This window comes from Nocardioides piscis (assembly GCF_011300215.1).
GTDB classification, from domain to species: domain Bacteria; phylum Actinomycetota; class Actinomycetes; order Propionibacteriales; family Nocardioidaceae; genus Nocardioides; species Nocardioides piscis.
This window is the reverse complement of record NZ_CP049866.1, coordinates 770,022-782,974: the sequence shown is the minus strand read 5'-3', so window position 1 is coordinate 782,974 and position 12,953 is coordinate 770,022. Positions and strand designations below refer to the sequence as shown.

Annotated in this window: 11 protein-coding genes and 1 tRNA gene; 5 read left to right on the top strand and 7 right to left on the bottom strand. The window is 67.5% G+C overall.

The window, feature by feature from the left end; genetic code table 11:
- Positions 1-611 precede the first annotated feature (611 nt).
- From G7071_RS03970 to G7071_RS03940, 7 genes are all read right to left on the bottom strand, one after another.
- Positions 612-944, bottom strand: coding sequence for a hypothetical protein (locus G7071_RS03970; protein ID WP_166315140.1), 333 nt, complete (start codon positions 942-944; stop codon positions 612-614).
- Between the two features lie 261 nt (positions 945-1,205).
- The gene (locus G7071_RS03965; protein WP_166315137.1) at positions 1,206-1,508 is read right to left on the bottom strand and encodes a hypothetical protein; all 303 of its coding nucleotides are present in this window, start codon (positions 1,506-1,508) and stop codon (positions 1,206-1,208) included.
- A gap of 125 nt (positions 1,509-1,633) precedes the next feature.
- On the bottom strand, positions 1,634-1,801 hold the full coding sequence (locus G7071_RS03960; protein WP_166315134.1) for a hypothetical protein: 168 nt from the start codon (positions 1,799-1,801) through the stop codon (positions 1,634-1,636).
- Between the two features lie 65 nt (positions 1,802-1,866).
- Positions 1,867-2,337, bottom strand: a complete 471-nt coding sequence (locus tag G7071_RS03955) for a recombinase family protein (protein WP_166315131.1) — start codon at positions 2,335-2,337, stop codon at positions 1,867-1,869.
- Positions 2,334-3,677: a site-specific integrase gene (locus G7071_RS03950; RefSeq protein ID WP_166315128.1), complete on the bottom strand. Its 1,344-nt coding sequence runs from the start codon at positions 3,675-3,677 to the stop codon at positions 2,334-2,336. The genes G7071_RS03955 and G7071_RS03950 overlap by 4 nt, the downstream gene beginning before the upstream one ends.
- A gap of 167 nt (positions 3,678-3,844) precedes the next feature.
- Positions 3,845-4,021, bottom strand: coding sequence for a helix-turn-helix domain-containing protein (locus tag G7071_RS03945; RefSeq protein ID WP_166315125.1), 177 nt, complete (start codon positions 4,019-4,021; stop codon positions 3,845-3,847).
- Positions 4,022-4,281: 260 nt separating this feature from the next.
- Positions 4,282-4,354: transfer RNA gene (locus tag G7071_RS03940), tRNA-Arg, on the bottom strand.
- Between the two features lie 146 nt (positions 4,355-4,500).
- On the opposite strand from G7071_RS03940, the gene G7071_RS03935 reads away from it, so the two are divergent.
- The 5 genes from G7071_RS03935 to G7071_RS03915 all read left to right on the top strand — a co-directional run bounded on the left by G7071_RS03935 (position 4,501) and on the right by G7071_RS03915 (position 12,879).
- On the top strand, positions 4,501-6,339 hold the full coding sequence (locus tag G7071_RS03935; protein ID WP_166315122.1) for a phosphoenolpyruvate carboxykinase (GTP): 1,839 nt from the start codon (positions 4,501-4,503) through the stop codon (positions 6,337-6,339).
- A gap of 9 nt (positions 6,340-6,348) precedes the next feature.
- Positions 6,349-6,642, top strand: a complete 294-nt coding sequence (locus G7071_RS03930; RefSeq protein WP_166315119.1) for a hypothetical protein — start codon at positions 6,349-6,351, stop codon at positions 6,640-6,642.
- Complete coding sequence (locus G7071_RS03925; RefSeq protein ID WP_166315116.1) at positions 6,639-8,567, top strand: putative bifunctional diguanylate cyclase/phosphodiesterase; 1,929 nt, start codon at positions 6,639-6,641, stop codon at positions 8,565-8,567. The genes G7071_RS03930 and G7071_RS03925 overlap by 4 nt, the downstream gene beginning before the upstream one ends.
- 7 nt (positions 8,568-8,574) lie before the next feature.
- On the top strand, positions 8,575-10,836 hold the full coding sequence (locus G7071_RS03920; RefSeq protein WP_166315113.1) for a putative bifunctional diguanylate cyclase/phosphodiesterase: 2,262 nt from the start codon (positions 8,575-8,577) through the stop codon (positions 10,834-10,836).
- A 210-nt stretch (positions 10,837-11,046) separates the two neighbouring features.
- On the top strand, positions 11,047-12,879 hold the full coding sequence (locus G7071_RS03915) for a phosphoenolpyruvate carboxykinase (GTP) (protein ID WP_166315110.1): 1,833 nt from the start codon (positions 11,047-11,049) through the stop codon (positions 12,877-12,879).
- Positions 12,880-12,953 lie beyond the last annotated feature (74 nt).

Genomic DNA, 12,953 nt, shown 5'->3' with positions numbered 1-12,953 from the left:
GGAAGCACCCAGGGCCCCCGGGCAGCGTTCAGCGGCCGGCGACGTTTGACGTGGTCGGCTGTGTCGCTCACCCGAGGCGCGTTGATCACACACGACCTCGAGGGCCCCGCCCGGTTGCAGGGCCTGGCTTCCAGGTACACCGGCCCATCCTGATTAGCGGCGGGGGTGGGGTGAGAAACGCCGTCGTGCAGGCTCCTGCAGGGAACCTGAATGGTCTATCGGCATCTTCTGGGACCGCTTGAACCCATCCGGGTGGATTCTTGGCGACTGTCGATGGGTGGAGGCCGACGAGCGTTTGACAGCACACGCGGAACGATCACAACGGCAACAACGGCAACAGCGGAGGGGACGTTCGGGAACTGGCCGCGGGGTCCACGACTCTTGGAACCGCCTGCCGAACGTTGAGCTCTCCGGTCCCGTCCGCTCGCCAGCGAGCAATGGACCCGGCGGCCTCGTCCCGGCAGTCCTCGCAGTCGCAGTCGTAGACGTTCTAGGCGCTGGGTGGGGTCGGATTGATCTCAGCCTCACGCGGCGTGTGGCTGACGAACTGCTCACCGCCTGACACGCCGGCGGCGGTGCGGGTGGGAGCTCATGGCTGGTAGGTCCCCGGATCAGCCCAACTCGGCACGTCGCCGGATCAGGATGGCGAAGTGGTTGGCGAGCGCGTCCTGCTCGGTAGCCGCCAAAACGACTTCACCGTCTACTGGGGCCGCGCTGTGGTCGGTGCGCGTGATGGTGCTGAAGATGAGCGGCTCCTCGCCACCTACGCCTCCGGTTCGCTGGTCAGTGCCGCGCCATGCAGTGACAACCTGCTGCTCGCCAGCTTGATCACGACCCACCAGCGGGTAGTCGGCGTGTGCCTGTAACCGTGCGTGACCGTCAGCGTCGATGGGCTGACCGTTGCGGTCGTAGTAGGTCTGATCGTGGGCGGGAACGCTGGTCATGACGTGATTGTGCCTGCCCACCCGGACAGGTCGGTGGTGTGAGGTAGGGGCGGTAAGGAACGCGCTGCTGCCTCACCGTGTCTATCACTGGTCCTCGTCTGGTGCGTCAGCGTTTCCCTTGAGCATCGTCACGCACACGCCCGAGGTTCTCAGTCGTCGGACTGGCGTCGCAGATTGAACCACCCCCGCCAGGTAATTGGTCCGCGCTGCTCGTTCAACGGCGCGGAAGATCACGCGTAATTCGGGCGGGGTTCCGACCGGCTAGGCGGGGACGTTTTCGGGCGGGTTCGGGTGGGTCGCTCCATTGGCTTGGAGGGCGGCCGCCTCGATGCCTCGCGCGACTCCGGCGATGAAGTCGCGGAGGAGTTCAGGATCGGTGATATCGGACAGAGCGTTCAGGTACTGGTCACCGACGTCGATGGCGTCGCGCGGAGTGTGACGCTGTCCGCGGAGGGCCTCGACGGCGCAGTAGGCGTACTGACGGCCGAGACGGTATTCAGGCAACTCGCCGTGGGGTGTTGCTGCGTCGATGTGTTCGTGGATCAGGGGCTGGGGTTGGTTCATGACGTGGTCCTTCGTGAGGTTGGCTGGGCATGAAGTCGAAGGCTGACCCTTGGGTCGCGGGGCATGGCCGGGTCCGTTGGCGAGCAGGCCGTTTGCGGCTGGGTGGGTCTCCCGAGGGGCCATCTTCAATGGGATGAGCCGGTGGGTGGTGCGCTGGCCAGGGCGAGGAACCGATCGAGGAAACCGGGCACGTGGAGAACGCGGGTCCCGGCAGCGTCGGCGACGGCGCCGGCGGGCGCGGTGAGGGTCGCGGACTCGGGGGGTGTGAGCGAGGAAATGGTGGTGTTGGTCATGAGGTGTCTCCTGTGGTGTGAACGGATGTGTTGGTGGCTGAGGGCGTCGTGTGGATGGGCTCGGTTCATGGGCTCTGGTGTGGCCGATTGACGGGGCCCTCGCAGGTATCGACCGGTCGCTCCTTTGGCTTGACGCTGACGCTGAGGAAGTCGATGCCGTGGCTGCGGTGCAGGGACAACAGGACGGCCATGTCAACCCACCGGCGGGTGATCCGCGTGATGTCGGTGCTCATCACCAAGTCGACGGCGTCGGCGCGGATCAGGGAGGCCACCCGATCCCAGCCCGGGCGCGAGCTGCTTAGGTCGCCCAACGCCCCGACGTCGCTCGCCTCCGCAACGACGGTGATTGCCCGCCGTTGTGCTTCTCGCCGGCACTCGTCGATCTGCGATTTCACGGCATGGAGAGACGGGCCGCGCGCGTAGATGACGGCACGGCGGACTCTCTCGGGACCGTCGGGGGTGCGGTCGGGGGCGTGCTCGAGTTGGCGGCTGGATACCGCTGCAGCGGCCTCGTCGCGAGGATCGGGGGTCGTCATGAGGCTTGCCGCCCTTCAGTGATCCGGGGGACCTCCCCGGCAAGCGGGGGCCGGCCGGCGGATGTCGCTTCTCGCGCCAAACGGAGCAGGTCCGCCTCCACAGCCCATGTCGCTGACGCTCGACTGGCGTAGTACAACCTCATGACCTCCTCGGTGTGACCGGCCCAGTCCGCAGCCACGGTCGGAGCGACACCGCTCTCGAGCCACCAGGTGATGGCGGTCTTGCGCAAGATCTTTGGCGTCGCGCTGACGAGCGCATCCTTGGCGGTGCCAGCGAAGACGCGCTCCAGTGCCGGACGCCAATGGGTGTCGCGAATGTTGTGCCAGTCGAGGTGCCCGCGTCCCGTACGGCTCAACCAGGTCCTTTCCACGCTGCCGTAGCCACGTTCCAGGTGCAGGTGTAGCGCCTCGAGCACCTCCGGGAGCGCCGGGACATCTCGGTGCTCGTCCTCGTCTCGGTGTTTGAGTCCCTTCTCGCGCCGCCCTGGGGATCCTTCCTTCGCGTTGTAGACGGCTGCCTCGGTCTTGGCGAAACGCACCAGGGGTGGGCCGGCACACCACACCCACTCGGGGCGGTGGGCAACGAGTTCGCCGGGTCGCGCTCCGAGCGTCCCGCCAGCCAGGACGAGGCTGCGGAATCGCTCGCCGGTCCGTCTGCCGTCGGGCATGAGTGCTCCCAGTTCCGCGAACGCGTCTGCCAGGTCGAACAACTCGTCGATGGTCGGTACGAGACGGGCGCCTACCTTGGAGGGTTTGGGCTTGGGGGCGAGCGCCATCACGCCACGCATCGGATCGCTGTGCACGTATTCGCTGGCGGTGGCGGCCTTGATGATCATGCCGACGGTGACGGCAAAGGCACGGACAGTTCCGACGGATGCCACCTCGGGGATCAGGGCGATATCCACCACCTCGGCATCGTCAGCGGGCGCTGCGCTGAGGAGTCGGGCGTTCGCGGCTGCCGTGCGCCCGTTGATGGAGCGCCGCTGCACGACGGCCCACCTGAGGTCGTCGGAGACCAGGTCTGCGAGGGCGATGGACTGACCGGCCACGCGGGTTGAGTCAATCCGCAGGTCCCCTCGCCGTGCGCCGTAGCGGAGCAGGGCGACGGCCACCTCGGCATTGCGTCGATGGCCCAGTCGGTTCTTGTCCTCGAAGGTGTCCTTGAGGGTCGGCCACCACACATCCCAGACGTACGACTCGAAGGTGTGGGTGCGGGCGACCGCGGCGGTGGCAGGCCCGTTGCCGAAGTCTGCCAGCGGCTCGGGTGCGGTCAGGGGAGTGGACGGATCCACCGGCCAGCCGCGATCGTCTGCCGGCCACGCGAACAATCGTGCCTTCATCAGTTCGTCGTGGAAGGTCTTGGCGTAACCCTTCTGCCGGAACGTTCGACGGTGTTCCGCACCGTCGACTCGCCACCGGACGAACCAAGCCTGAGCGGCGCGGTCGCCGGCTGTGGTGTGCGTCCCGTCGGGGAGTCGGCCCTGCACGCTGTACACGCCCCAAGTGCTCATTCGACGGCCTTGCCTTCCAGCCACGCGCGCACGTCCATGGGACGGAAGCGGATCTGGCCGTTGACTCGGTAGAAGCGCGGCAAGCGGCCAGAGGCCGGGCCTGCCTGCGCCCACTTCTTGACCGACGACGTCGACACCTTCAACCACAGGGCTAGGTCACTGACGTCGATCATGGGCTCGCCGAGGACAGACTCGGGGTTCGTGGGGTGGCGGTTCATAACGTCGCTATCGGCACCTTTGTGCCGCTGTGGAACGGTCACGATCTGACCGCGCAATGCGGGTACCGGTGGTAGGGACCGGCCAGACGCGTGTGTCCACTCCGTGTCCAGCCCCTCGTAGCTCTGGGGGTTCGTCATCGGGTCGACCCGCCCGAAGGGCTCCCAAATGCACGAAACCGCAGGTCAGCGGTGCTGACCTGCGGTTCCGTGTCTTGTGCGCCTGTAGGGATTCGAACCCCAAACCTTCTGATCCGTAGTCAGATGCTCTATCCGTTGAGCTACAGGCGCTCGTCGGCTGCACGCAGCGCGACCGGACGAGAATAGCCGACTGTGGGACCCAGGCCGAATCCGGCCCCGCGCGCGGCTATGGTGACGACCACTCACCGGTCGATGGCACACGATCGCCTCGACACCTCACGAGAGGCAGTTTGCGAATGAACGATGTCGAGGCGGCGCTGGATGCGGCAGGACTCACGAACCCGGAGGTTCGGGCGTTCGTCAAGGAATACGCCGAGCTGACCGGGGCGGCGCGGGTCGAGGTGGTCAATGCCTCCGACGACGCGCGGTTGCTGGAGGAGGCAGTCGAGGCGGGTGAGCTCGAGCGGGCCGGCGAGGGGCGCTACTACTCCCGCAGCTATCACAAGGACACCGCCCGCTCGGAGGAGCGGACGATCGTCGCGACCAACAACGAGTCCGACCGCGGGGTCTACAACAACTGGCGCCCGGCCTCGGAGATGAAGCCGATGCTCCACGACCGGATGCGTGGTGCCAGCGAGGGCAAGACGATGTATGTCGTCCCCTACCTGATGGCGCCGGCGGGCAACACGCTCGCTCCGTGGGCGACCGGCGTCGAGCTGACCGACGCGCGCACCGTGGTGCTGCACATGATCCGGATGGCTCGTGTCGGCGTGCAGTTCGTCAACGAGCTCGACGACCCGGCCTCGTTCGTGCGCGCCGTCCACGTCACCGGCGACCTGGAGCACCTCGGCCAGGGCACCGACGCCGACCAGCGCTACTTCGTGACCGTCGCCGACGAGCGCACGATCCTGCACTTCGGGTCGTCCTACGGCGGCAACGCCCTGCTCGGCAAGATCGCCCACGGCCTGCGCCAGGGCGCCTACGACGGCTGGGCGAGCAAGAAGTTCCTCGCGGAGCAATACATGCTGATCGGGATCCACGACAAGGAGACCGGCAAGGACTACCACATCTGCGGCGGCTTCCCGAGCGCCTCGGGCAAGACCAACCTCGCGATGATGGCGGCCCCCGACGCACTGGGCGATCGCTACCACGTGTCCTTCTACGGCGACGACATCGCGTGGCTGTGGGTGGACGAGGAGTCCGGCCGTCTCTACGGCATGAACCCCGAGTACGGGGTCTTCGGCGTCGCCAAGGACACCAACGAGAACACCAACCCCAACGCGCTCGCCTCGGTCGCCGAGGGCACCGACTGCATCTTCACCAACATCGCGTTCAACCCGTCGACCGGTGAGGTCTGGTGGGAGGGGCGCACCAAGGAACCGCCGGCGGACCGGCACGGCTGGCTCGACTGGACCGGCGCGCCGATCGCTGACCGCAAGGACAACGACACCGCACCGTGGGCCCACCCCAACAGCCGCTTCACCACGACGCTCGACAACGTCCCCAACATCGCCGACGACTACGACGCTCCGGCCGGCGTGCCGATCGACGCGATCATCTTCGGTGGTCGCACCCGCGACCGCGAGCCGCTGATCCGCGCCATCACCGACCTCGCCGAAGGCGTCTACGACGGGCTGACCCTGGGTGCCGAGGCCACCTCCGCGGCCGAGGGCAAGGAGGGCGTGCTGCGCTACGACCCGATGTCCAACCGCCCCTTCATGGCGTACGGCGAGGGCGACTATGCCCAGCACTACCTCGACGTCGTGGGTGCTGCGAGCGAGCAGCCGATCTTCGCGCACGTCAACTGGTTCCAGCGCGACGCCGAGGACGGCCACTTCCTGTGGCCCGGATATCGCGACAACCTGCGTCCGCTCCTGTGGCTGCTGCAGCTCAAGAACGGCGAGGTGAAGGGCCGTTCGACCGCGGTGGGCATCATCCCGACCGAGGAGGAGCTCAACCTCGAGGGGATGGACATCCCGGCAGCGGACCTGGAGCGGATCCTGTCGATCGACAAGCCGCGCTGGCAGCAGGAGATGGGCTTCCGCGAGGAGCACCTGGGGCAGTTCGAGCGGATGCCGGAGGCGATCTGGGAGGCCCACAGGCGGGTGGCGTCTGCTCTCGACGACGAGGCCTGAGAGCAGCTGATGCCACGCCCGCGGATACCCGGCTTCACCTCGGTCGAGCGGCGCGCTGCCGCGATCGCCCTGCCGTGGGCGATCATGACCGCGATCGGCCTCGTGTCCGTCTGGGTGCCGCCCTATCCGCAGGGCTGGATCGTGCCTGTTCTGGCGACCCTGATCGCGATCGGCGCAGGGCTCATGTATGTCCTGAGCCAGCGATTCGCCGAGGGCGGCTGGCTCGAGCTCGTCACCGCCTTCGTGCCCTTCCTCTACGTCGCGGTCGTGCGCCACGGCACGGGGGCGGCGACTCACCGATGACGGCTCTGCTGCTGTTGCAGATCCTGGGGTTCGCCCTGACCGGGACGCGCCTTCAGCTGTGGGCGTGCACCGCGGCTGTCCTGGCGACGCTGACCTTCCCCGTCCTGGTGTTCGGCGCGCCGCTCTATGAGTGGGACTGGCGGACCCTGTTGCTGTGGACCGGCATCTCCCTTGTCGTCGCCCCCGTCGTCCAGAGGATGGTGGAACGCCTCGACGAGGAGCGCCGGCTGGTGCACACCGCCAACACCCGCGTCGAGCGTCTCTTCGACGACGCGCCCCACGGCGTCGCGCTGCTCAACTCCAAGGGTCGGATCCTTCGGGCCAACACCGCGCTGGCCGCCCTGGTCGGGGTGACCCCGGACGACATGGTCCGGCACCCGTTCACTGCCTATCAGCCCCCGGAGAACGACGAGATCGCCGACCACCTCGAGCGGCTCGTCCACGAACCCGATGCGATAGCGATCTCCGAGTGCACACTGCGCGACGCGACCGGCAACGACGTCGACGTCGCCCTGAGCAGCCGGATCCTGCCGGACGAGTCGCTCGGCAACATCGTGATGGTCAACGTCCTCGACATCTCCGAGCAGCGGCGCTACCAGGACCGGTTGGCCCACCTGGTCGACCACGACGTGCTGACGGGTCTGGCCAACCGGCGGCTGTTCGACCTGGAGTTGCAGCGTCACCTGGAGCGGTGTCGGCGTTATGAGCCGACGGGGGCGGTGCTGCTGCTGGACCTGGACAACTTCAAGCAGGTCAATGACTCGCTGGGCCACAACGCGGGCGATGAGCTGTTGGTGAACATCGGCAGTGTGTTGCGTCGTGCGGTTCGCAGCACCGATGTGGTGGCCAGGTTGGGCGGTGACGAGTTCGGGGTGATCGTCACCGACGGTGACCAGCCGGCTGCTGCGGTGGTGGCCCAGAACATCGTGGATCGGATCCGGGAGCATGCCGCGACGTTGGACGGTGTGAGTCGTCGGGTCACGGCCAGTGTCGGTGCGGTCACGTTCAAGGCGGCGAGTGACCACTCGGTCGACATCCTCGCGCTGGCCGACATGACGATGTATGACGCGAAGGAGGCCGGGCGCAACCAGGTGGCCCTGCTGCCCGAGGGCGAGGCGCGGCCGCCCAAGATGTCGGCCCGGTTGCAGTGGCAGGACCGGATCGAGGCAGCCCTCGAGGACGACCGCTTCGAGCTCCTCCTCCAGCCGGTGATGGACATGCGGTCGGGTCGCGTCGGGATGGCCGAAGCCCTGTTGAGGTTGCGCGGAGAGAACGGCGAGCTGGTCCCGCCGGCTCGGTTCCTCTACATCGCCGAACGAGCTGGCTTGATGCCGCAGGTGGATGCCTGGGTGATCGAGCGGAGCATCGCCATACTCGCCGAGGTCCGCCACGAGGTTCCCGACTTCTGCCTCGAGGTCAACCTGTCCGGCCACTCCATCGGCGACGAGGCAGTGGAGCGGGCCATCCACCAGGCCCTGTCCCAGCACCAGGTGGACCCGCACGCGCTGATCCTGGAGATCACCGAGACCGCCGCCGTGGCTGACGTCGCCCTGGCGCGGGACTTCGCGATGCGACTGGCGGAGGTGGGGTGCCGCTTCGCCCTGGATGACTTCGGTGCCGGGTTCGGGTCGTTCTACTACCTCAAGCACCTCATCTTCGACTACGTGAAGATCGACGGTGAGTTCGTCGCGAACGTCCACACCTCCCAGGTGGATCGCACGATCCTGCGCTCGATCGTCGGGATCGCGCGCGACCTCGGCAAGCAGACGGTGGCGGAGTTCGTCTCGGCGCCCGAGATCCTCGAGGTGATCCGTGAGGAGGGCGTCGACTACGCCCAGGGCTACCTCATCGGCAAGCCGATCCCGTTGGCCGACTTCCGTCAGGAGTTCCTGCTCACCGACGCGCCTCGGATCCTCGAGGGCTGACGCTCACATGTCAGCTCTCGAGAGAGCGCTCGAGAGAGTGCTGGCAGTCCGCGCCGAGTTCGATCGGACCCGCCCGTCGCTGCGCCTCATGCGACCGTTCGGCATCGCCCTCGGCGTCGCTCTCGTCGCGGTCCTGATCCCGCCTCACGACACGTCCGGCGCGCTCATCGTGGTGCTGTCGGTCATCTACGCGACGATCCTGTTCGCCTTCATCTACAGCAGCCTGAGCGAGGAACGCACCTGGGTCGCACCGGCGGCGGTGTTCCTGGTCATCCCCTACCTCGCTCTCCTGCGCGAGGCGGGCGGTGGCCATGGGTCAGGCTACGAGCCCCTGTTCGTCGCGCCCGTCGTGTGGCTGGCCATCACCGGGTCGAAGCGTGAGATGTATGCCGCGAGCCTGCTCATCGCCGCTGCCATCCTTGCCCCGGTGTGGCTGATCGGCGGCCCCCGCTACCCCGTGGACGACCTGCGGCTGCTCCTGGTGTTCGCCGTCAGCGCGTTCGTCATCGGGCGGGTGGTGCAGCGGATCATGGTCCGCCTCGAGCGCGAGACCCGCACAGCAAGGGCAGCCAACGAGCGCAGCGCCCGCCTCTTCCTGGACGCGCCGCACGGGGTGGCAGTCCTTGACCTCCACGGCACCATCGTGCTCGCAAACGGTGCCCTGGGCGCCATCGTCGGCATCCGCGGCAGGGACATGATCGGTCAGTCGCTGGCCGCCTTCAGTGCTCCCGGTGACGACTCGGTCGAGGCCCACGTGACCCGGGCGCTCGAGTCCGAAGCCGACTCCGGTGTCTCCGAGTGCGTCCTGCGCAACGACCTCGGGCAGGACGTGCACGTCTCGCTCAGCAGCCGAGTGCTGCGGCACGGGGACGTGGAGGAGCCCGACATCCTCCTGGTCAACGTCGTCGACGTCTCCGAGCAGCGCCGCTATCACGACCGGTTGGCCCACCTGGTCGACCACGACGTGCTGACGGGTCTGGCCAACCGGCGGTTGTTCGACCTGGAGCTGCAGCGTCACCTGGAGCGGTGTCGGCGTTATGGGCCGACGGGGGCGGTGCTGCTGCTGGACCTGGACAACTTCAAGCAGGTCAACGACTCGCTGGGCCACAACGCGGGCGATGAGCTGTTGGTGAACATCGGCAGTGTGTTGCGTCGTGCGGTTCGCAGCACCGATGTGGTGGCCAGGTTGGGCGGTGACGAGTTCGGGGTGATCGTCACCGACGGTGACCAGCCGGCTGCTGCGGTGGTGGCCCAGAACATCGTGGATCGGATCCGGGAGCATGCCGCGACGTTGGACGGTGTGAGTCGTCGGGTCACGGCCAGTGTCGGTGCGGTCACGTTCAAGGCGGCGAGTGACCACTCGGTCGACATCCTCGCGCTGGCCGACATGACGATGTATGACGCGAAGGAGGCCGGGCGCAACCAGGTGGCCCTGCTGCCCGAGGGCGAGGCCCGGCAGCCGCGGTTGTCGGCCCGGTTGCAGTGGCAGGACCGGATCGAGGCAGCCCTCGCCGACGACCGCTTCGAGCTGATGCTCCAACCCATCATGCATGTGGAGACAGGGCTGGTGGACTCGGCCGAGGCCCTGCTGAGGCTGAGGAGCGAGGACGGCGAGCTGGTCCCGCCCGGGCGTTTCGTCTACATCGCCGAGCGAGCTGGCCTGATGCCGCAGGTGGACGCCTGGGTGGTCGAGCGGAGCATCGCGATGCTGGCCGAGATCCGCCGGGACGTCCCGGGCTTCTGCCTCGAGGTCAACCTGTCGGGTCACTCCATCGGCGACGCCATGGTCGAGCAGACGATCCGCGATTCGCTCGCTCGCCACGACGTCGAGGCGCGCGCGCTGATCCTGGAGATCACCGAGACCGCCGCGGTCGCTGACGTCGCCCTGGCGCGAGAGTTCGCGATGCGACTAGCGGAGCTGGGGTGCCGCTTCGCCCTGGACGACTTCGGTGCCGGGTTCGGGTCGTTCTACTACCTCAAGCACCTGATCTTCGACTACGTGAAGATCGACGGCGAGTTCGTCGCCAACGTCCACACCTCCCAGGTGGATCGCACGATCCTGCGCTCGATCGTCGGGATCGCGCGCGACCTCGGCAAGGAGACGGTGGCGGAGTTCGTCTCGGCGCCCGAGATCCTCGAGGTGATCCGTGAGGAGGGCGTCGACTACGCCCAGGGCTATCTCATCGGCAGGCCGATCCCGCTCGAGGAGTTCCGCCAGGAGTTCCTCCTGCCCAGACCGGCCGACGCGCCCGGTGCCCTCGAGCCCTGACCCGCTCCACCGCAAGCCTGAGCCCAAACTGGATCGATCCAATATGAGGGGTCCGGGCCGGAGGCTAGCCTCGGCGCCAACCGTCGCCGCAACGATGCCGGACGGGGTCCACTCAACTCCACGACTCACCGTCGATGCGCTCGACGGCCGGTGGCTCCTTCGCAAGTCTTCGAAGTGACCACCGCGAATGCGCGAGAGGGAAACGCAGGCATGACCGCTACCACTGAAACTTCGGCCGCGACGACACACCAGGGGATCCTGGCCTGGGTCAACGAGATCGCAGAGCTCACCCAGCCCGACTCCATCCACTGGTGCACCGGCTCTGACGAGGAGTGGGAGCAGCTCACCTCGGCCCTCGAGGGCACCGGCACGTTCACGCGCCTCAACCCCGAGATCAAGCCCAACTCGTTCTATGCGGCCTCCGACCCCACCGACGTGGCGCGCGTCGAGGACCGCACCTACATCTGCAGCGTGGACGAGAAGGACTGCGGGCCCACCAACAACTGGATGGACCCCGAGGAGATGAAGACCCTCATGCGCGGCCTCTACGCCGGGTGCATGAAGGGCCGCACGATGTACGTCATCCCGTTCGTCATGGGTCACCTCGACGCGGAGAAGCCGATGTTCGGCATCGAGCTCACCGACTCGGCATACGTCACCGTCTCGATGCGCGTCATGGCCCGCATGGGCACCGAGGTCCTTCGCCGGATCGAGGAGCTCGCCGCCAATGGGACCGAAGACGTCCAGTGGGTCCCCGCGCTGCACTCGGTGGGCAAGCCGCTCGCCGACGGCGAGGCCGACGTGGCCTGGCCGTGCAACGACACCAAGTACATCGTCCAGTTCCCCGAGGAGCGGATGATCTGGTCCTTCGGCTCCGGGTACGGCGGCAACGCCCTGCTGGGCAAGAAGTGCTACGCGCTCCGCATCGCCAGCGTGATGGCACGTGACGAGGGCTGGATGGCCGAGCACATGCTCATCCTCAAGCTCACCTCGCCGCACGGCGTGACCAAGTACATCGCCGCGGCCTTCCCCAGCGCCTGCGGCAAGACCAATCTGGCCATGCTCAAGCCCACCATCCCCGGCTGGAAGGTCGAGGCGATCGGTGACGACATCGCGTGGATGCGCATCGGTGAGGACGGCCGGCTGTGGGCGGTCAACCCTGAGTTCGGGTTCTTCGGTGTCGCCCCCGGCACCAACGAGCACACCAACCCCAACGCGATGGCGACGATCAACAAGGGCAACTCGGTCTTCACCAACGTCGCGCTCACCGAGGACGGTGACGTGTGGTGGGAAGGCCTCGAGAACACCCCAGCCAGGGCCACCTCCTGGAAGGGCCAGCCGTGGACGCCGGACAGCGAGGAGCTGTCCAGCCACCCCAACAGCCGTTACTGCACCCCGATCAAGCAGTGCGACATGCTGGCCGCCGAATACGACGACCCGCGCGGCGTGCCGATCGACGCGATCCTGTTCGGCGGTCGCCGCAAGACGACCATCCCGCTGGTCACCGAGGCCCGCGACTGGACGCACGGCACCTTCATGGGCGCCACCCTCTCCTCGGAGACGACCGCTGCCGCGGTCGGCGCGGTGGGCATCGTGCGCCGCGACCCGATGGCGATGCTGCCGTTCATCGGCTACAACGCCGGTGACTACTTCACCCACTGGATCAACATGGGCAAGGACAACGACGAGTCCAAGATGCCCCGCATCTTCTACGTCAACTGGTTCCGCCGCGACGAGGACGGGGGCTTCCTGTGGCCCGGCTTCGGCGAGAACTCGCGCGTCCTCAAGTGGGTCATCGAGCGCCTCGAGGGCCAGGCTGCCGCCGTCGAGACCCCGATCGGTCACGTGCCGGCCCCGGGTGCGCTCGACGTCGACGGGCTCGACATGACGCCTGCGGCCATCGAGGCCGCGCTGGCGGTCGACGTCGAGGAGTGGAAGGCCGAGATCCCGCAGATCACCGAGTGGTTCGAGAAGTTCGGCGACGACCTGCCCGCCGTGTTCTGGACCGAGCTCGACGGTCTCAAGGAGCGCCTGGGCGCCTGAGCCCCGCCAGTCTCTCGTCGGCCCACCAGGACGCGGTCCCGGTGGGCCGACGGCGTCCGTGTGCGAGGATCTGG